This is a genomic window from Amycolatopsis sp. PS_44_ISF1, assembly GCF_032335455.1.
Lineage (GTDB): Bacteria > Actinomycetota > Actinomycetes > Mycobacteriales > Pseudonocardiaceae > Amycolatopsis.
Genome location: NZ_JANUXO010000001.1, coordinates 2,219,721 through 2,239,835, shown reverse-complemented (window position 1 = coordinate 2,239,835; position 20,115 = coordinate 2,219,721). Strand labels below are relative to the sequence as shown.

Genomic DNA, 20,115 nt, shown 5'->3' with positions numbered 1-20,115 from the left:
TGTTCAGGGTTTCGAAACCAGACACGACCAGGTGATGGGACTGGTCCGCACGGGCGGCCCCGTGGCCTGGTCCAGCCCACCCAGGGTCCCCCACATGGGCGACTACTTGGGTCGTATGCCCTGGTGCTCACCCCCGGTCGGCCAGCCGGTACTCTCTTGAGTGGCTACACATGCCCTCGTAGCTCAGGGGATAGAGCACCGCTCTCCTAAAGCGGGTGTCGCAGGTTCGAATCCTGCCGGGGGCACCAACCTGATCAATCATTTCCGCAGGTCAGCCCTGTTCCTCTTCTGAGATCGACATTGAGGCGGAAACGGACATCCTCAGGTCAGCCCCGTTCCCGTTGGTCTCCTACCAGGGTGCGGCCCGCGCAGGCCAGTTGGGCAGCCGACCAGGCGGACAAAGATCAGGCAAAGCAGCCGAAACACCACGCCCCGATCGTGCCCCCTGGGATCCTCAGGAGAAGAGGTCGAGGCACTTCCGCAACATCGACTGCTGCGGATCCTGCCGGCCCTCAGTCACGTTCGGCCGAAGAACGCCACCTGCGCTTCGTCCGGCGGCGACGCCGCCAGCGTCCTCAACGGTACGACTGACATAGTCAAGCAGTTTGACGGCCTTCATGCCAGCACGCTCGCAGGGAGAGAGGCGGCCTGCCATGTCAATCCTGGCCCGGCGGGTTGACCGGTAGGTCGTCGGCATCACGCGGCTTCACCGCCTCCCGGTTGTCAGAGGGGCCTCATACACTGTCGGCAATCGTGGACGAGGGGATGTGTATGGCCGTCAGTCCTGTACAGAAGCGTAAGCCGCAGGACCCGGATTCCACTGTGCCCCGGCTGGTTACGGTGGTGGATCGGGTGCTTGAGGGTGACATTGTACTGCCGAAGTTCCAGCGGAACTTCGTGTGGACGCGGCAGCAGATCCTCGATCTCCTAGATTCCGTCTCACGCAACTACCCCATCGGTAGTGTCCTGCTGTGGCTGAGCACGGAGGAGCTGGCCAGCGAGCGCACGGTGGCTGGCCTGGCGGTGGAGGAACCACGGCATGGGTATCCGGTCAACTACATCCTTGACGGGCAGCAACGCCTGGCCAGCATATGCGGCGCCCTGCACTGGGAACCCGGCGATGACCCGGAGAGTCCCTGGAACATCGTCTACGACCTGACGGAGCAGGAGTTCAAGCACGCTGGAACGCTCGACGACCCACCGCCGCACGTCATCCCGGTGCGTCTACTCTCTGATGGCTTCGCGTTCGCGGATCGTGTGTCGCGGGCCGGGTCCAGTGAGCTCCAGGAGCGGGCCAAGGCCCTCTACAACCGTTTCTCGAACTATCAGATCGCCGTCATCACACTGCGTGGGATGCCGTCCAGCGAAGTTGCTAAAGTTTTCGAGCGGATCAACAGCACGGCCACCCAGCTCACAGTGGTCGACCTGATGCGTGCAGCGACGTGGAGCCCCGAGTTTGACCTCAAAGACGAGATCGACAAATTGCTCGGAGTGCTGGACCGCAAGAAATACGGTCGTGTCGATACCAAGACCATGCTTCGGACGGTCTCGACGGCAGCGGGCTTCGGGTTCTCCCGGGACGACATGAACGGGCTGCGGGACCTCTCCCACGAAGAGCTGGAATGCGCCGTCGAAGCGGCAGGGGAAGCGGCCAAGCTGGCAGTGGACTTCCTGACCACGCAGATCGGCACGCCACGGGCAAACGCCCTGCCGTATCTCAACCAGTTCGCAGTCCTCGTTGAGATCTTCCACCAGCTCCCCAAGCCGATGACCGCTCAGTTCGACGCCATCGAGCGCTGGTTCTGGCTGACGGCGAGCGGCGACTACTACAAGGGCTGGAACGCCCGCCAGATGGCCGACGACCGCGAGGCGGTCAGGGCCTTCGCCCGAGGTGAGAGTACTGAGGTCGAAGTTGGCGCTGGCCTGCCGCGGAGTGTGCTGTGGCGGCGTAGCCAGTTCCGCACCACCAACGCACCGTCCAAGCTGCTCGGCTTGATGCTTGCGGACGCTCACCCCGTGGACCTGCGCCACGGTCGGCGCATTGATACGGACAAGGCTCTATCCTGGCAGAACGACAAAGAGTTCCACCACTTCTTTCCCAAGGCGTTCCTGAAGAAGAAGGGACTTGGGTTCAGCCAGGCTAACGTCTGCGCAAATCTGATCATGCTGAGCTCCGTGACGAACATCTACGTGAGCGACCAGCCGCCGTCCGTCTACCTCAAGGATCTGTGCGAGACCCAGGGTACGGCGACAATCCGCCAACGCCTCGCCTCCTGTCTCGTGAATGACGCAGCGTTCGATGCAGCACTACAAGACGACTATGAGGGGTTCTTACAGGCCAGGTCGGAGACCCTCCACCAGCGGCTGATGCAACTCATTGGCCCGTCGGTAGGCGAGGTGGGCGAGTACGTCTCGGTTCCGGACGAAGCCGAGAACGAGGGCGTTGCCAACGACGAACCCGTGGACCGGGATTCTGCAGACTGAAAGGTAGTCGACGATGCGCGTCACGGACATGCCAATTGGCGACCGGCCGCGCGAGCGGTTGTGGGAGTTGGGCGCGGAGGCTCTGGCCGACCGCGAACTGTTGGCACTTCTTTTGGGGTCCGGAACCCCAGGATGTGACGCGGTCGAATTAGCCGGCCGGCTGATCGCAGCGCATGGCGGCCTGCCGGGGTTGGCCCGAGCGGATCCACAGGCGCTGGTCACCTTGCCGGGCATGGGACCGGCGAAGGCAGTCCGCGTTGCCGCGGCTTTCCAGCTCGCGCGGCGTATCGCGAATCAAGGCGCGGCCGATCGGCAACGCATTGTCACGACCGCGGACCTGGCTGCTGTCGCGGCTCCGCTGCTACGTGGGCTGCGCCACGAGCGAGTCGTAGTGGTCGTCTGCGACACGTCCGGGGCGGTTCTCCGCGCGTCTCGCCTCACCGATGGGGCGACTGACCGCAGCCTGATCCCCGTCCGCGATGTTCTGGCTCTCGCCTTGTCATCCGGCGGTGCGTCCTTCGGTATCGCCCACAACCACCCCACCGGCGATCCCACCCCCAGCGCCTCCGACCGCCACGCCACCACCCGTCTCCGGGAGGCGGCCGCAGCGGTCGGACTGGGCTTCCTCGATCATGTAGTGGTGACGGACACCGCGTGGCGTCGCGTCACAACTGACCCGTGAACGCGGCATTGAGGATCGAAGGCCGAAGCGCGTCGAGCGCAGGTTCGGAATAGGCGCTCTTCAGCTTCTCGGCGAGCGCGTCGAGCGTCCGCGCGACTTGATCCTGAACCGGTCGCGGGGGCAGTGGGAACGTCAACGCCTCAAACCGTTTACGTCCGAGGGTACGGTTCCGGTCCGCGCCGCCGGGTGATGCAGCCGACACCTTCGCGAGCCCTTCGCGGGAGAGCAGGTAGTGACGAAGGTAGCTGACGTTCGCACGACCATCTACGGGCAAATACGTGAGAAACCGATTGGAAGCGATGTAGTTGTTCGCCTCTTCGTCACTAGTGACTCCAATTGCCCCTTCCCAAGCCTTAATATTGCTCAGGATGAGCGCGTCGCGCGGGAAGGTGAAGTACTTCATCTGGCTGACCTCGGAGCCGAGCGCGCTGGGGTACCGGATTACTCCCTTACCGAAGGAGCGCATGCCAATGACCCGGTACTCGACGGCGGGATCGAGATCGAAAGGCGTTCGCGCAAGCGTGAGCACATCATCGATGCGAACGGTCTCAGTTGCAGTCTCGCGTGCTGAAGCGGTCAGGGAAGCAGCGAGCCCCGCTTGCAAAATGGTCATCTTCGTGCGGAGTGCGCGGACTGTGTCTGCGCGATTCAGCAACTCGTCCAGCTTGTCTGCAATGCGGCGTTGATCCAGAAAATCTGGAAGCGGAACTTTTAGTCGCTCGATGTTCTCACGGGATAGCGTCTTATTCCGCGCAGCCGAGCCAGGTGACGCATTTCTCACCAATGCATTGCCGGCCTTGGACTGAAAAAAATAATTGAGATATCTAAGATCAACAGATTCCGTCGATCGATAGCTCAGAAATCGGTTCGATCCAATGCATCCGCGGTCAGCCTCATTAGAGAGGCCGATTGCCCCTTCCCAGGCCATAATATTACTGAAGATGAGTCGGCCTGAAATGATTTCGAAAAAGTTGAGTTTACCAAGCTCTGAACCATGAGTCTTGTCGCGATGGAAGATTCCTCGACCGAAGGATCTCATGCCAATCAGGGTGTATGTCTTTTGTGGATCGATATTGATGGGAAAACGTTCGAGTTCGAGCACTTCCCCCAGTTTCGTGAGACGCGTTCTCAATTTCCTTCTCCCATACTCGCCTTAAGCTCGCTCAGCAGGCAAAGAATATCCTCTTCTGTCTTGATCAGGTCGTTTATGAGCTCGACTGGCGGCCTGTGGTCTAGGTCGTCACCCGCATGCGGGTTTGCGAGATCGAGGTTGTAGCCGCCCGCTTTGATTTCTGCAGCCTGGATTCGCCAAGCGAAATTGTTCTCCTCGCGGCTCTCTCGAGCCTCGCTACCCCACCAATTCGCGCAGTTCTTGAACTCTTCATAATGCATGGGTTTTGTCTTGCTGTAGCCCCGCCGTCCCTCCGGGAGGGGGATCTCGTAGAACCAGATCTCTTTCGTTGGGCCGGTTTTGTCGAAGAAGAGAAGGTTCGCCGGAATCTGGGTGTACGGCGCGAAGATGCCTTGCGGGAGACGGACGATGGTGTGCAGGTTGCACTCCTTCATCAGTTTCGCCTTGATCTTCGCGCCGACACCTCCCCCGAACAGTGAGCCGTTCGGCAGCACGATCGCGCACCGTCCCCCAGGCTTGAGTCGTTCGATCACTGAGTACAGGAACAACCACGCCGTCTCCTGTGTGGCCACACCCGCGTTGTCGAAGCGCGCCGCTACCGACTTCTCCTCCTCCCCTCCGAACGGCGGGTTGGTGAGCACGACGTCGACCCGGTGCCGGGGACTGTTCTCTTCACGCATCCTCAGCAGGGCATTTGCCCGCACCACATTGGGGACATCGATACCGTGGAGCAACAAATTCATCATGACAAGCAGGTAGGGCAATGGCTTCTTCTCGATGCCCCGGATATTGCGGTGAAGCTGAGCCAGTTCCATCCGGGAGGAGGGAAGCTCCTTCAACTCGTCGTACGCCTCCACCAGGAAGCCGCCCGTCCCGCACGCGGGGTCGAGGATCGACTGGCCCAACTTGAGGAACGACTGTTCGACCATGAATCGGATGACCGGACGGGGCGTGTAAAACTCGCCGGAATCTCCTGCCGCGTCGCGCATTTCCTTGAGGATGGACTCGTAGACAGTGGCCATTGTGTGGATGTCGTCACTGGACTCGAAGCTGATGTCGTTGACGACGTTCACCAGGTCGCGGAGCAGTGTCCCGGAAAGCATCCGGTTGTTGACCTCCTGGAAGATCGTGGAGATCACGTTGCGCGGGTCACCCTCGTCATCGCTCTTCAGGCCCCGCAGATACGGCAGCAGTTCGGTGTTGACGAATGCCAGGAACTCGTCGCCGGTGAATTCCGTCGTCGAGCCCCAACTCTCCCAGTCGTACGGCTTGGCGATAGCGCGCTCGTAGTCCAGGTTCTCCGCTTCTCTTTCCTGTTCCACGCAGACGTCGAACGCGCGGAGGAAGAGAATCCAGGACAACTGCGGCAGCCGGTCGAGGTCGCCGTTGAGGCCAGCGTCCTTGCGCATGATGTCGCGGGCCGACTTGATGGCCGACTGGAGTTCAGCGCGCGTCTGCTTCTTGGGCTGGACGGGGACGTCGATGGCCAACTGGCCAGCCGTGTCCAAACGGGGCATCAGAGATCCGTTCCGGTAATGGTGTCATGTAGGGCCTTGGTCCAGAAAGTGCGCAGCAGGTCGAGTGCGATATCGAGGTCAGCTGCAGTGTCGGTCAAGCCGGCAGCGAGAGGTGGATACATCTCGCGCCACAGTGGGGGCGGGTCCGGCAGGACGTCGGGCAATGGATGGGTGTCCCGGACGGCAAAGACGTGCTGCACGACACCGCACAACGCGCGGTCGGGGGCCAGGCCGCTTTCGATCAGCAGGACGAGATCGGCGAGATCCTTGACCCTGGTGTTTGGACGGTCCCCGTAATCGCGGGTTAAGGCATGCAACTTCTCAGCGAAGTGTTGCCGCCGGTCCACGGCCTCGATCATACGTGGCGGAATCCCCGCAAAGTCCAGGACACCGAGCAGCGCTAGTGGTTCCGTGGCGGCCACCTCTTCGCCGCGGGCTGCGATGTCCAGCCGGACGCCCGCGAATGGCTTGCCCGCCAATCCCGCTTCAACGGAGAACCTCCAAGCGGGCCGCCCGGCGCCGTCCGCGGCCAGTTCCATCGGGGGTGCCACTCGGAACGTAAACCAGTCTCCATCCGGGTCCACAGTCAAGGCGTCGAGCAGTGCGTCCCTCATGGAGTTTCCGCCCATGTTGCCTGCGCGCACGGCCAGGTCAAGATCCTTGGTCGCGCGCGCCCGGTTCCGGAGCCGGAACTCGAGCGCAGCCCCGCCCTTGAGGATCCATTCCCCTTCCGGATCGGCGGACAGACGCGCCGCGAGACGGTCGAAGACCACCCGTCGACGCAGCCGTCCCAGTTCCATATCCTCTGTCTCCGACTGTCGCTTTAGCCTGACCTCAAGGGCACGCCGGAGAGCGATGGCATTCTCGTACCGGTTCACGACAGTTCCGCCCTGATAGCGCGCTCTACGGCAAGTTCAGCTCGGGGGCCTAGTTCCTGTGCGGCATGAAGCAGGCGGCGGCTGGATGACATCCCACGCCCCAGTGCCTCTGCCACAGCGGAATCGAGCACGTCCTGGTCCACTCCCACCACAGCGCATTCGACGATGGCCCGCACGGGAGTGGTGACTCGGAAGCCTTCGTGTCGCTCGATCTCGTCGGCCCTCAGCGGGGCCCGGTGCAGGACCAGGGCAGGATCCTTTTGTCGGAAGCCGGGAGGTACGGTGAGATGCACCTCGGCAGGGTTGGCCGTACCCAGATCATGGACGGTCAGGGCCGTCACGTGAGAGGCGATGGCCTTCTCTTTGCTCCACAGGAACCAGCGGACCAGGTTGTCCGTGTCAAAGCTGGGAAGATCCTGATACTCCCGGAAGCGATAGATGCCCCGATCGACGCGGATCCAGTTGCGCCGTTGGACGTGGAAGTGCTGTGCCTGATAGGAGTAGCCGGCTCCCATCGCTTGGGCGGCCGTGAAGTACCCGCGCTGCTGGCCAGCTTTCCGCCATAGTCGGTCACGGACCGTGTCATCGCCGAGCATCTCGACAGTTTAGCAGACGCATCACTCTAATTTTCCTTTAGTTTTACGCAAGTCCGATGCTCGAAACTAAAGTTAACTTAGAGTTATGCTACATCGAAGACATGCTTGCCGAGCTCGTCGATCGCCTCGTGCATCGCCTGTGCCCCACCGAAGCGCTTCGCCAGTTGCGTCACAGTGCCCATCTGCTGGATAGGAGGCACGCGCAGGGCGTTCGGCGCCAGCTCGGACGCGCCATGTTCTGTGAACATCTCCAACAGCATGTCAAGCACGGCCCTCGCATCAGGCGCGAATCTGCTGAGGAACTCCTGTCGCTCGCGGCGCACGCGATGCGCCCGCTCGGCCCGGCTTACGAGCGGCAACTCCCAGGCCGCGTTGATCAGCAGGTCGATCGGATCGACCTCCGGATGGTCCAGTTTGCGCAGCAGGTCCTCCTCCGTGATGAAGTAGGTCTGCTCCAGCTGCTTGCGCAGCGCCTCGCGGCTCTTGACAGTTGCCCACTGCGTCCGCAGGTCGGTGGGCGACAAGTTGAGTTCCAAGACCTGTCCCCGCACGAATTCGCGGTACCGGACCATCTTCAAGGTCATGCCATCTGACTGCAGTTGGTAGTGCACGTCGTTCCAGACGAACACCTCGACGCCGTTCACATAGATGCGCTTCTTGCTGCTCTTGATCGCATCGGCAAGGTCCTCGTCGTTGACGACGGCTCCGTCAGCATCCTCGTCGTCCTCCAGCAGGGCTCCGCTGTCCTCTGTCACGTATGTCGCCTCCGGTTCGGCGACCTCAGGCACCGCGTCGTCCGCGCTCTCGATCAGTTGGCCCTGTTCGTCCGTCTTGTCATCGATGATGCGCAGCGGCGGACCGTCGAACTCCGGGTCATTGAAGAGGGTGGTCGCCTCGACGAAGTCGATGATGTCGAACGACCCCTTCTGCACGTCCTCGCAGAGACGGGTACCGCGGCCGATCATTTGCTTGAAGGTCGGCATCGACAGGACGCGCCGCAGGATCACGATGTTGCGCACAGGGGGGATGTCCACGCCGGTGGTCAGCATCTGACTGGTGACGGCGATTACCGGCTCATCCGTGTAAATCTTCTGGAACCTGTCCAGGTTCTCCCGTCCTGCTGGGCCGTCGTCGTCTGTGATCCGGCAGACGTAGTCCGGGAACTGCGCCACCATGTCCAGGTTCGCCTGGTTCAGCGCCACGACCATCCGGTGCGCGTGATCGTTGTTCTCACAGAAGATGATGGTCTTGGCCATCCGATCGGTCTGACGCAGGTAGTCGGTGATGTAGCGGGCGGCTTCCTCGGTGCGCTCCTGGATCGCGAGCACCTTCTCGAAGTGACGCGGAGTGTAGACCTTGTCTGGGATCTCATCACCGTCGCTGTCAAGCTGGCCGGGTGCCGGCTGAAAGCCGGTGAGGTCGACATTCATATGGACGCGGCGAAGACGATAGGGAGCAAGGAAGCCGTCCTCGATACCGTCCTTGAGCGAGTATTCGTACACCGGTTCTCCGAAGTACCCGAAGGTGTCCCGTTCCTTCTCGGAAATCGGCGTGGCGGTGAGGCCCAGTTGAGTCGCAGGCGCGAAGTGCTTCAGGATCGCACGCCACTGCGAGTCAGCATTCGAGCTCCCGCGATGGCACTCGTCGACGATGATGAGGTCGAAGTAGTCCTCGGGGTATTGATTGAACAGCGTCTGCTGATCGCCTTGATCTAATGATTGGTAGAGAGCAAAGAAGATCTGACGAGCCCGCTGGGCACGACCTCCGCCGATCTTGTGGACGACGTCTCCGAACGCCGGTGTGAAGTAGTCGTTCTTTGGCTGGTCGACCAGGATGTTGCGATCAGCGAGGTAGAGGACGCGGGGCTTCCTGTCACCCGTCCAGGAGCTCTCTCGCAGTTTGGCCACAAGCTGGAACGCGACCATGGTCTTCCCCGTGCCCGTGGCGAGCGTCAACAGGATTCGCTTCTGGCCGCGCGCGATTGCCAGCAGGGCGGCGTTGACCGCGCGGCGCTGGTAGTACCTGGGTCGCTTGGGTGTGAGATTGGTGTTCTTGAGCGTGGTGTTGAACGGCGCAAGCAGGAACTCGCGCTCCAGGTGCGTGGTGATCGAATTCCTTTCGCAGTATCGCGCCCAGAGCTCCTCCGGCGAGGGGAATCGCTGGACTCGGCGTTGATTTCCGCCGATCTCGATCTCCCAGATCTCGTGGCCGTTGGTCGCATAGGCGACCGGCACACCGAGGTGACGTGCGTACCGCTTTGCCTGCTCGATGCCCGTAGCCACTTCGGAGCTTGCCCGCTTCGCCTCAACTACAGCCACCGGCACCTCATCGCGGTACTCAAGCACGTAGTCGGCGACCATGGCAGGGCCGCGGCGATGCCGGCGGGCCGAGACACTCATCTTCCCGTCGTTGATCGGGTACTGCTCGCGGATCTGCTGCTTCTCGATCCATCCGGAGGCAACCAAAGCCGGTACGACGAAAGTCCTGCAGGTCTCTTGCTCGTTCATCCCTGCTCCGCTACGCATGAGAGATTCGTACACTACGAACACGGCACGTGTGGTGCAAATCTGCGGCACGGGCGAGCTGCTGGATGCGCACCCGGACGGCGTCCGCACATGTGACCGCGATCCTTGCGGCACCGTCGGCGGAGAAACCCCCAAGGAAGCTCTCGAGGTGAGGTTCACAGTCGGCCGCAGCGCCCCCACGGACACCAGTAGCTGGACAGCTTTGACGAACAGTGTGCGCTCGGCGAACAGGTCGGGGTCGTAGTGTGCGAGCTCGACGTCCTCGTGCGTGGAGAGCACGCGAACCCGGTCGGACAGGTCCTGGGTGGTGGTGATGTCCTCAGCGTCCTCGGCCGCAGCCGCGGCCAAGATGGTCAGCACGAGCACCCGCCGTGTCGGCGGCCTGAACCGTCGGGGCGCGACGACGGCACCGTCGACAGGAAGCCTGAACAATCGGGCTGCGGAGTCGGTCACCACCAGTCGGTAGCCGAGCCGCTGGGCGAACCACTCGCCCAGCGTCGCCCGGTGTACCCGCACCAGCGGCCATGTCTCGGGGTGGGTGCGCCGGTCGAGCACCGGCGAGCGGAGGAGAGCGGTGAACGCCCGTTGCCGGTCGGTAGCTTCGCGGTTCACGCAGACTCCATTCCGAAGTACCAGTTCAAGGTCGTCATGCTGCCGCTGTCGGCGCGCAGGCTCGTGGTGTCGTGCGCCTGTGCTGGTCGACGCAGCGTGATCCGCCACCGACCGTCTCCGGTTACCGCACTCTCCGACCGTGTCCGCCGCACGACGCCGACGAACTCCAACAACAGGTTCAGTTCGGCGTCGGTGATCTCGCCCCAGTCGGCCAGGTGCGTTCCGGAACGCTGACGCAGCGTCGCCTCCGCGCCGCTGCGGGCGGCTTGGGCGGCGAGTCTTGCTCGGCGGGCGGCACTCTTGCCGGTCGAGTAGTCCGGGATCTTGGTCCGCCTGCCGGCCGCGGCGCGAGGGCCTTGTTCGCGGAAGCGGGCCGTGACCGGCGCGGGCGGCGCGTTGGTCCAGCTCAAGTCGCTGTCGTCGGCGGAGTCCGGCACCAGCAGCAGGTGGCGTGCGGAGAACGCACTCACTGCGGTGTCCCAGATCCGCCAGGCGCTCTCGTCGTCGGGAGCGCGTTCGACTGCGACGGCCAAGGCCAGGAGTTCAGCGCGGCGGGTGACCGCGCCGCTGGTGTCCAACAGGAGGTTCATGTTGCGCGCCCATGGAGCGACTAGGTCACGCAGCTGGCGCCGCAGCCTCCGGGCCTGGCTGTCCGCACCACCGAACCAGGAACCAAGGGCCTCCCAGGTGTGCTCCCAGCGGCGTGCCTGGGAGGCCACCACCTCGTCGTCCGCATCGGTGTCCAGTGCGGCGCGAACGCACGCCCGCCACACGTCAGGGGTCAACAGCGGGTCGAGCTCGACCACCAGCTCCGCGATCCGAGGTGTGTGGACATCGACCTGCTCACCCCACATGCCGATGTAGGAACGCAACGTCTGCCACAACAGGTCCTGCTTGGCTTGGTCCGGGCCACCCGACAGGGCGTGTGCCAATGTGCGCTGCCACCCGCGAGCCGCCGTGGCCATCGCCTGGTGCATGGCTCCGACCTGCTGGAACTCCGTCGCCGCGACGGTGTACACCGCCTGGCGAATCGACTCCGCGAAGGCGATCAGCCGTTCGTGGATGGCACGCGGCGCCAACGTGAGATCACCCGCGGCCTCCTCGGTGTCGTCGACCGACGACCAGAAGACGTGCAGACCGGCTGCTCTCGGGGTGAGCTGGTACCGGTCACGCCGACGCAGGAAGTCCTCCCCAGAGCGTGCGGGTTCCTGCCAGCGGGTCAAAACCCGCCACTGCACCAACCGCTCCAACCGCGCGTCGAGGTGCAGGACCTCGGGAGCGAGCAGACGGTCGACCACGTCTGCCGGCACCTGTCCGGCGAGGCCAGCGCGAACCCCGGCAGCCACCTCGTCATAGGACAACCCGGTCAGGCTCGTGTCCTGCTCGGCCAACAGGACATCAACGATCACCCGGTACTGCGCCGCGAACCGCGAGGTCAGGTACGCCGGGACGAGTTCCTGTCCTGGAAGCAGAGCTGACCACGGATCAGCGGGGGCCTCCGCCTCCGGCATCTCGCCGTCTTCGATCACGCACTCAGGGTACGAACACAAGGTGCCAAGCCGAGGACAACAGCGACACGTCACCCGTTCTGGTGAATCCTTCCCATCGAACGGCGCTATGGGCGGGTTAGGCAGTGAGATGTCCCCGTCCCCCGGAAAGGCTCTTCTCCGATGACCTCATTCTCCCCTTCGCACCTGGACATGATCGAGCGCCGGTTCCTGGCGATGACCGCCGGACCACAGCCGCTCACCCTCGACTGCGCGGCGCTGGGATGCGGACTGCCCGCCAAGGTGCTGCCGCTGGACGATGTGCGCGTGCTGTTGCTGAAGCGGCAGACGAGCTGGGTGAGCAAAGACGCCGTATGGCAGGAACTTGTCCGACGGGCACATGCGGAGCCGGAGCCATGGACCACCATCGCTGCCGCCATGATGATGCCCGGCCTCAAGGCCATCGCCGGGAAACTGGGCTCCCGTTTCTGCGGTGACCGCAACGACCTGGATTCCGAAATCCTCGAAGGCTTCCTCCAAGCACTCGATATCACCGACGCCCGCTCGCCGAAGATCTTCGGACAGCTCTACTGGGCCGCATTCCGGCGCGGCCACGAAGCCTGCAACAGTGAAAGGCGGCGAGCGATGTCCCGGTCCGAACTCACCGACACCGCCGTCGACACCCGCGCAGCGAGCGGGCACCCAGACCTCGTCCTCGCCGGAGCCATGCTCTCGGGTGTCATCACACCCCACGAAGCCGACCTCGTCTCCGATGTGCTCCTCGACCACGGAGACCGGTCAACCGCGGCCAAGCGGCGCGGGATGAGTCGCCACAAAGTGGCAGCGCAGCTCAACGCCGCCTCCCGCCACCTCGCCGACTACCTCCTCGGCGACCCCCTTCGTCCGGCCGCGTGACCACGCTCGTCGCGCTGCGTGCACCGAAGTGGCACGTGTACGCAGCATGCCGAAACGCAGACCGAGAACACGACTGGACCGACGCCGAGCCAGGAAGCAAGGCTGCGGAGGACTGCAAAGAGACCTGTCGCCTATGCCCGGTACGCCTCACCTGCGCCATCACGGCACTCACCACTGACGAGAGTCATGGTGTGTGGGGCGGCATGGACCGGGTCGACCGCGAAGCACTGAGACACGCTGATGCTCAGATCGCGGCATGAACACGACAGCCACTTCGGGTAGCGGACCCGCCGCCAGCAGCAAGGGTGAAGCCCCGGACGTTGTCTTCGAGATCAACCTCGTTGACGGCGCCGAGGCTGAGCGCCTTGGCCTACAGCAGGCGGCGGTCATCCGTGACGTAGTGCAGTGGCACCGACGAACGACACCCGCGCCTCACCGAACGCGAGCGCCACCTGACCATTACACGACGAAACTGGCTTGCACCACCATGCACCCGCTCTGAAACTGCTGGTCAGCCCTGTTCCCATCCTTTGGTGCTCCCGCCGGGGGCACCTCAGTCCTGGTCACAAGAGTGATTGAGGCTATGCGTTGCTTCGGATTCATGCTTGACGACAACACCTGGCCTGATCCGGAGTGCGGCTGTCAGTGGTTACTCCGCGACGCGGCTCGAGGATCGCCTGAGCAGGTCAGGCGTAGCTGTTGCGGGAGCCCCCGGGCGGCCGAACTGGTTGTCGCCACTACTGCTGGCCGTCGAAGATCTGGGATGCATCAGCTGGCCTGCCCGGTGTGAGCGAACAGTTCCTTGCACTGCTCGAAACAGCTGACTGTCGAGTGAGCCGCGGCCCATCCGTCGGATGGCCCGACCAGAACCTTGCCCAAAGGGACGGGCAAGAGCGGCCCTCGCTGAGTCCACTTTGCGGATTCACAGGCATGAGTCTCGGCAGCTTGCCCATTGTCTGAAAAATCTACCTAGGTAACGTGTTGCACTGGGCGTGCTGAGATCGACATAGAGCGAGCAAGCCTGATCAAGCATCGCGGGGAGGAACCAGTTGCTGGAAGACGTGGACGTCGTGGCAGGACGCTTCAGGTTGCTCGCTCCGCTCGGCAGAGGCAACATGGGCGAGGTCCATCGCGCTGAAGACGCCCAGGCCAGCGAGCTGTCTGACCATGAAGTCGCAGTCAAGCTCATCCTCCGCAGCCTTTCGGGTTCAGCCATCGACGCCGCCGCTATCGACAAAGCGACCGAACGGTTCGCGCGCGAAATACGGATCATGCGGAAGCTGCGCCATGCCAATCTTCCGCGTCTCATCGACGGCGGCGTGGACGCCTCTGGCCTGCCGTATCTGGTGATGGAACTGCTCGACGGGCGCACACTCGCCGACCTCGCCCGCGAACAACCGCAGCTGCCGGTCTCTTGGGTCGCCGCACTCGGGGCGCAGATCGCGGACGGCCTGGCCGCGGCACATGCCCAGGACGTCGTCCATCGTGACCTCAAGCCGGCCAACGTCATGCTGCTGCCAGGCGGCGCGGTCAAGGTCCTCGACTTCGGCATGGGCCGGATGATTGACAGCGGCGAAGACGACCGGATCACCAGTACGGGCGTCACCGTGGGAACGGCCCGCTACATGGCGCCCGAGCAGTTCCATGCTTCCACGGTCGGCCAGGCGGCCGACCTCTACTCACTCGGCTGCGTGCTGTTCGAGCTGCTCGTCGGGATTCCACCGTTCGCCAGCACGTCCGCGCACGAGCTCGGGCAGAAACACCTGGACGAGACGCCTCCGTCGGTCAAGGTCATCCGCAAGGACGTGCCGGACGAGCTGGCCCGCCTGATCGCCAGGCTTCTGGAGAAGAATCCAGCCGACCGGCCAGAGGACGCTGTTGCTGTGCGTGACGAGCTCGTGCGCCTGGTCACCGGCTCGGCGACAGTGCCGGGCTGGGACGACTTGAATCCCCTCACCTGGTTTCAGCGAACACAGCCGGTCAGGCCCGCGGCGGAGCCTGTCGCCCGCCCGACGGCCTCAGGGATGGACGTCTTCGCGGTGCACCGGAAGCTCATCCAGGACTACCGCGAATTCACTGAGGGCGGGACCATCATCCGCAACGGGCGGATCAAGGAATTCGTCGAAAAGGACCTGGACGCCAAATCCCAGTGGCCTGATCCCTGGCTCTCGTTGAACCCATTCTTCGCGACGGGCGGAACACTTCTCGAATTGACGGCTTCCGGCGTGCTGCACCAAGAGTGCGCCCGGATCTTCCAGGCCGGTAAAACCCCTGGTGGCGCGCTTTGTGACGGCCGTCCGCTCACGCTCCACCGGCACCAGCGTGAGGCGATCGATGTCGCTCAGACTGGCGAGTCCTACGTGCTGACCACGGGGACCGGATCGGGGAAGTCGCTTTCGTACATCGTGCCGATCGTCGACCGGGTGCTGAAGAAGCGCGAACGCGAGGGTTCGGAGGCCCGCGAACGTGTGCGCGCGATCATCGTGTATCCGATGAACGCGCTGGCCAACAGCCAGTTGAAGGAGCTCGACAAGTTCCTTCTCGACGGGTACGGCGAGGGCCGCGAACCCGTCACCTATGCGCGATACACAGGGCAGGAGGGCGACGAACGGCGTAAGGAGATCCGCGACAATCCGCCGGACATCCTGCTCACCAACTACGTGATGCTCGAGCTCATGCTGACCCGGCCCGACGACCGGCGCTCGCTGATCCGGATGGCCAAGGGCCTGGAATTCCTGGTCTTCGACGAGCTGCACACCTATCGCGGCCGTCAGGGTGCCGACGTCGCCCTGCTGATCCGCCGAGTCCGACAGGCGTGCGAGGCCGAGCGCCTGCAGTGCGTGGGAACCTCCGCGACGATGTCCAGCGAGGACACCGTGGCGGATCAGAAAAACGTCGTTGCGACGGTCGCGAGCACTCTGTTCGGCGTCGAGGTGAGCCCGGAGCACGTGATCGGTGAGACGCTCGTGCGTGCCACCGAAGAGACCCCCACGTCGGTTTCGGCCGAGCGGTTGCGCGTCCGGAATGCCCCACGGGCCTATGCCGACCTGGTGGCGGATCCGCTGGCGCGGTGGATAGAAACCCGTTTTGGCCTTGCGACCGACGAATCCGGACGATTGATCCGGAGCAGGCCCGCGAAGATCGAGGAAGCGGCAAAGGAACTTTCAGCGGCCGGCGGAGTGGACGAAAAGGTTTGCCGTGACGCGATCCGCGAAACGCTGAGGGCCGGTTCCGAAGCACGGCACCCGAACACCGAGCGTCCGCTGTTCGCCTTCCGGCTGCACCAGTTCCTCTCCAAGGGGGACACCGTCTACGTCACCCTGGAGGACAAGGAAAGCCGCCACTTGACCCGGGACTACCAACGCATCCAACCGGGCTCGGACGGCAAGGTCCTGCTGCCGATCGCGTTCTGCCGCGAGTGCGGCCAGGAGTACCTGACCGTTTGGCGCAAGGAAACGCGGGACGGCGGTTTCTGCTACGAACCCCGCCGGGACACGGCCGCGAGCGGCGGCCGCGCCGGAGATGGCTACCTCTACCTCGACGCCGAACGTCCGTGGCCGGCCCACGCCAAGGAGGCCGTCGCCGACCGCCGGTTGCCCGATTCCTGGCTGACCTTCGACGACCAGGGCGAGGAGGTCGTCCGGGACTCGTACGTGCCCCGGCTGCCCGTTGCCGTCACCGTCGATCCCTACGGCAACGAAGATGCCGGCGAGCTGGCCGCGGCGTTCATCCCGGCGCCTTTCCTGTTTTGCCTGCACTGCAGTGTCAGCTATGAGCAGACCTGAGGCAAGGACTTCGCCAAGCTCGCAACCCTCGACCAGGAGGGCCGTTCGTCGGCGACGTCCCTGGTTTCGACGTCGATCGTGCGCTCGCTCAAGGAGATCCCCACTGGGGCGCTGGACAAGAAAGCGCGCAAGCTGCTCACCTTCGTCGACAACCGGCAGGATGCCTCCCTGCAAGCAGGTCACTTCAACGACTTCGTGCAGATCACGCAGCTGCGGTCCGCGCTCTACCGGGCGGTTTCCGATGCGGGCAACGATGGCATCCTGCACGAGGAGCTCGCCCCGCGGGTCGCGGCCGCGCTGGGTTTGGCGATCACGGACTACATGGGCAAGGCAGGCCTGTCGCCAACGCAGCAACGCAACGCGGCCAAGACTCTGCAGGACGTGATCGCGTTCCGCCTATACACCGATCTGCAGCGCGGCTGGCGGATCACCATGCCCAACCTCGAGCAGACCGGGCTCCTGGAAATCCATTACGCGGATCTCGACTGGCTGGCCGAAGAGAAGGATCGTTGGGCCAAGACGCACCCGAGCCTGCAGGGCGCCGATCCCAAGCAGCGCGCGGAGATCATGCACGTGCTGCTGGACCACATGCGCCGTGGCCTCGCCATCGATGTCCAGTATTTCCGGGAGGACTTCGACACACTGCAGCGTGCCAGTGAAGAACGCCTGGTCGACCCGTGGGTGCTGGCCTCGCCCGGTGACCGTCCGCAGGTGGGAATCGCCTACCCCCAAGGTTCCCGGCCAGGGATGGATCGTACCGGCCTGTTCGGCTCCGGCCGAGGGAAATTCGGCAAGTACCTGAAGCGTGCGCACTTCAGTGACCTTTCGACTGAGGACGCGCAACAGGTCATCGCCGATCTGCTCAAGGTGCTGTCGGACGCGGGTCTGGTGACCGAATTCCAGTCGGTGCCCCAGCGTGCCCGCCGGTTCCAGCGCGCGATCGATTCGACCATCACCGGGTACCGCGTCGCGGCCTCGAGCCTCATCTGGAAGGCCGGGACCGGCGAGACGGGGGCCCGTGACCCGTTGACCCGGACCTACGCCAGTGGTGACGGTCCGCGGGTGAACACCTTCTTCCGCGACCTGTACAAGAGCGCCGCGGGTGCGCTCGGCGGGCTGGCCGCGCGAGAACACACCGCACAGGTCGCCCCGGCGGAGCGCGAAAAGCGGGAAGACGAGTTCCGCAAGGGTGACCTCAAGCTGCTCTACTGCTCCCCGACGATGGAACTCGGCGTCGACATCGCCGAGCTCAACGCGGTGATGATGCGGAACGTGCCACCTACGCCCGCGAACTACGCGCAGCGCAGTGGGCGGGCCGGCCGATCTGGCCAGCCCGCGCTGGTCACCACCTACTGCGCGACCGGCAACAGTCACGACCAGTACTACTTCCGGCGGTCGGACCGGATGGTCGCCGGGATCATCACCCGCCCGCGCCTGGATCTTACCAACGAGGACCTGGTGCGATCGCACGTCCAGGCCATCTGGCTGGCCGAGATCGATCTCAAACTCGGCAACACCATCCCGCACCTCATCGACATCAGCCATGACGAGAGTGCTCGCATCCCCCAGCCTGAGTTGCCGCTGCTCGACAACGTCGACCGGGCCCGCCGAGATTCCGGCGCACAGCGACGGGCGGCAATTGCCGCCCAGGAGATCTTCGGCGGGTTGATTACGGACTTCGCGGACACCACTTGGTGGGAGGACGGGTGGCTGGAGAAGACCGTCCGCGGCGCTACCGAGGAGTTCGACCGCAGCTTCGGACGCTGGCGCAAGCTGTACACGGCCGCGCTCCAGGACCAGGCCGAGCAGAATCGCCGGGTCCTGGACCACACGTTGTCCAAACGCGACCAGGACATCGCGGTCGGGCGCCGCCGGGAGGCCGAGACCCAGCTGAAACTACTCAAGAACGAGAGCGTCGACAGCAACTCGGTGTTGTCCGACTTCAACCCCTACCGCTATCTCGCCAGTGAGGGGTTCCTGCCCGGCTATTCCTTCCCCCGGCTGCCGCTGGCCGCCTACATCCCGACGTCCGCGCGGCGCCTCGGTGATGGCGACTACCTGCAGCGCCCGCGGTTCCTCGCCATCCGCGAGTTCGGGCCCGGGGCACTGATCTACCACGAGGGCGCCCGATACCAGGTCACCCGGATCCAGCTGCCCCCGGACGCCACCGGCGATGTAGTTACGACCACGGCCAAACGTTGCTCCACCTGCGGCTATCACCACAACGAGCAGGACAACGCCGACAAGTGCGAGATGTGCAAGGAACCGCTGCGCGAGAAGACGGTCGGCCTGCTGCAACTGCACACATTCTACACCCGCAAGCGGGAACGGATCTCGTCCGACGAGGAAGAGCGACGGCGTGCCGGGTTCCGGCTCGTGACCTCCTACCGGTTCCACGACCACGGCGCGCGGCCCGGTCGCCGTGACGCATCCATCGCCGACAGCGCGGGCAAGATCGCCACGGTCACCTACGGCGACTCGGCGACGGTGCGGATCACCAACGTCGGACGCATCCGCGTGAAGGAGAACGAGCCGGACGGCTTCTGGCTCGACCCGGCCGACGGCCGCTGGATGAACGAGCGCGACGCAGCCGACGCGTCCGGCGATTCGAGCGAACTGCCGGTCGTCGACGCGGATGGCAACGAGTCGCGCCGCAAGAAGCGGGTGCTCCCGTACGTCGAGGACCGCCGCAACATTCTCGTGGTCAAGCTGGCCGGTCCGCTCGAAGAACCGGTCGCGCTCTCGCTCATGTATGCGCTGGAACGCGGGATCGAAGCCGCGTTCGAGCTGGAGGACTCCGAGCTCACGAGTGAGTTACTGCCGCCTGACGACGGACCCCGTGACCGGCTTCTGTTTACCGAAGCGGCAGAAGGCGGCGCCGGCGTCCTGCGACTCATCGAGTCCGAAAAGGACGCACTGCGCAGGGCTGCGGCCGTCGCGCTGGACATCTGTCACTTCGCTCCGGACGGCTCTGACCGCAGGGGTCCCAGCCCTGAGCGCCAATGCGCGCGCGGATGCTACGAATGCCTGCTCACTTACGGGAATCAGGCGAATCACGGGGTGATCGACCGGCACCTGATCCGGGACCTACTGGTGCGGCTGGCCGGCGCGGACGCCGAATCAACGGGGCGCGGCGAAAGCCGCTCCGAGCAGCAGATCAGGATCTCCGGGCAAGTCGAGACCAATCTGGAACGCCAGTTTGTGGACTGGCTCAAGGAACACGGCCTCCGCCTGCCGGACGAGACCCAGACCTTCGAAGCCGGCGCATTGGCCCGGCCCGACTTCACCTACCGCTTCGCCAATGGGCCGGTCGCGATCTTCCTCGACGGCCCGGTGCACGACGACGCCGTCGTGGCGCAGCGTGACTCGGAAGCACAGGAACGGCTGTACGACCATGGCTGGGATGTTGTGCGGTTCAGGCACGACGAGGATTGGGCGACGATCGTCAAGAAATACCAGTGTGTTTTCGGTACCGGCGTGGGAATCTGAGCGACGAAAGAGA

At 64.1% G+C, this 20,115-nt stretch carries 13 protein-coding genes and 1 tRNA gene; 7 read left to right on the top strand and 7 right to left on the bottom strand.

All coding sequences use genetic code 11. The annotated features are described in order from the left end of the window. Nucleotides 1-172: 172 nt before the first annotated feature. A tRNA-Arg gene (locus tag NYF13_RS10205) sits at nucleotides 173-248 on the top strand. 206 nt (nucleotides 249-454) lie between these two features. On the opposite strand, the gene NYF13_RS10200 is transcribed toward NYF13_RS10205, so the two are convergent. After that, nucleotides 455-619, bottom strand: a complete 165-nt coding sequence (locus NYF13_RS10200; protein ID WP_315655855.1) for a hypothetical protein — start codon at nucleotides 617-619, stop codon at nucleotides 455-457. A 134-nt stretch (nucleotides 620-753) separates the two neighbouring features. On the opposite strand from NYF13_RS10200, the gene NYF13_RS10195 reads away from it, so the two are divergent. Both NYF13_RS10195 and NYF13_RS10190 read left to right on the top strand, forming a co-directional pair. Next, nucleotides 754-2,484 (top strand): DUF262 domain-containing protein, encoded by a 1,731-nt coding sequence (locus NYF13_RS10195; RefSeq protein WP_315655854.1) that lies wholly within the window; start codon nucleotides 754-756, stop codon nucleotides 2,482-2,484. Nucleotides 2,485-2,497: 13 nt separating this feature from the next. Further along, the gene (locus NYF13_RS10190) at nucleotides 2,498-3,166 is read left to right on the top strand and encodes a DNA repair protein RadC (protein WP_315655852.1); all 669 of its coding nucleotides are present in this window, start codon (nucleotides 2,498-2,500) and stop codon (nucleotides 3,164-3,166) included. Here NYF13_RS10190 and NYF13_RS10185 read toward each other — a convergent pair. The 6 genes from NYF13_RS10185 to NYF13_RS10160 form a co-directional block, all read right to left on the bottom strand. Further along, a complete protein-coding gene (locus NYF13_RS10185; RefSeq protein ID WP_315655851.1) occupies nucleotides 3,150-4,268 on the bottom strand; it encodes a restriction endonuclease subunit S in 1,119 nt (372 codons plus the stop codon). The two genes, NYF13_RS10190 and NYF13_RS10185, sit on opposite strands and share 17 nt — an antisense overlap. Before the next feature lie 26 nt (nucleotides 4,269-4,294). After that, entirely contained in the window at nucleotides 4,295-5,815 is a 1,521-nt protein-coding gene (locus tag NYF13_RS10180; protein ID WP_315655850.1) for a class I SAM-dependent DNA methyltransferase, read from the bottom strand. Then, nucleotides 5,815-6,693: a nucleotidyl transferase AbiEii/AbiGii toxin family protein gene (locus NYF13_RS10175; RefSeq protein ID WP_315655849.1), complete on the bottom strand. Its 879-nt coding sequence runs from the start codon at nucleotides 6,691-6,693 to the stop codon at nucleotides 5,815-5,817. Before NYF13_RS10175 ends, NYF13_RS10180 begins: the two co-directional genes overlap by 1 nt. Next, nucleotides 6,690-7,289: a hypothetical protein gene (locus tag NYF13_RS10170; RefSeq protein WP_315655847.1), complete on the bottom strand. Its 600-nt coding sequence runs from the start codon at nucleotides 7,287-7,289 to the stop codon at nucleotides 6,690-6,692. The genes NYF13_RS10175 and NYF13_RS10170 overlap by 4 nt, the downstream gene beginning before the upstream one ends. Before the next feature lie 83 nt (nucleotides 7,290-7,372). After that, nucleotides 7,373-10,426: an EcoAI/FtnUII family type I restriction enzme subunit R gene (gene hsdR / locus NYF13_RS10165; RefSeq protein ID WP_315655845.1), complete on the bottom strand. Its 3,054-nt coding sequence runs from the start codon at nucleotides 10,424-10,426 to the stop codon at nucleotides 7,373-7,375. After that, complete coding sequence (locus tag NYF13_RS10160; protein WP_315655843.1) at nucleotides 10,423-11,955, bottom strand: DUF2397 domain-containing protein; 1,533 nt, start codon at nucleotides 11,953-11,955, stop codon at nucleotides 10,423-10,425. The genes hsdR and NYF13_RS10160 overlap by 4 nt, the downstream gene beginning before the upstream one ends. Before the next feature lie 141 nt (nucleotides 11,956-12,096). Between NYF13_RS10160 and NYF13_RS10155 the strand changes: the two genes are divergently transcribed. The 4 genes from NYF13_RS10155 (at nucleotide 12,097) to NYF13_RS10145 (ending at nucleotide 20,102) form a co-directional block, all read left to right on the top strand. Then, a complete protein-coding gene (locus NYF13_RS10155) occupies nucleotides 12,097-12,828 on the top strand; it encodes a hypothetical protein (protein ID WP_315655841.1) in 732 nt (243 codons plus the stop codon). After that, the gene (locus tag NYF13_RS36675; protein ID WP_396286888.1) at nucleotides 12,825-13,088 is read left to right on the top strand and encodes a WhiB family transcriptional regulator; all 264 of its coding nucleotides are present in this window, start codon (nucleotides 12,825-12,827) and stop codon (nucleotides 13,086-13,088) included. The genes NYF13_RS10155 and NYF13_RS36675 overlap by 4 nt, the downstream gene beginning before the upstream one ends. A 789-nt stretch (nucleotides 13,089-13,877) precedes the next feature. After that, nucleotides 13,878-16,613: a protein kinase domain-containing protein gene (locus NYF13_RS10150; protein ID WP_315655839.1), complete on the top strand. Its 2,736-nt coding sequence runs from the start codon at nucleotides 13,878-13,880 to the stop codon at nucleotides 16,611-16,613. Between the two features lie 78 nt (nucleotides 16,614-16,691). Next, entirely contained in the window at nucleotides 16,692-20,102 is a 3,411-nt protein-coding gene (locus tag NYF13_RS10145) for a helicase-related protein (RefSeq protein WP_315655837.1), read from the top strand. Nucleotides 20,103-20,115: the final 13 nt, after the last annotated feature.

What these genes read in the sequence shown, in the direction of transcription:
- NYF13_RS10190 (WP_315655852.1), top strand. Translation starts at nt 2,498, where the DNA reads ATGCGCGTCACGGACATGCCAATTGGCGACCGGCCGCGCGAGCGGTTG.
- NYF13_RS10180 (WP_315655850.1), bottom strand. Translation starts at nt 5,815, where the DNA reads ATGCCCCGTTTGGACACGGCTGGCCAGTTGGCCATCGACGTCCCCGTC.
- NYF13_RS10200 (WP_315655855.1), bottom strand. Translation starts at nt 619, where the DNA reads ATGAAGGCCGTCAAACTGCTTGACTATGTCAGTCGTACCGTTGAGGAC.
- NYF13_RS10155 (WP_315655841.1), top strand. Translation starts at nt 12,097, where the DNA reads ATGACCTCATTCTCCCCTTCGCACCTGGACATGATCGAGCGCCGGTTC.
- NYF13_RS10170 (WP_315655847.1), bottom strand. Translation starts at nt 7,289, where the DNA reads ATGCTCGGCGATGACACGGTCCGTGACCGACTATGGCGGAAAGCTGGC.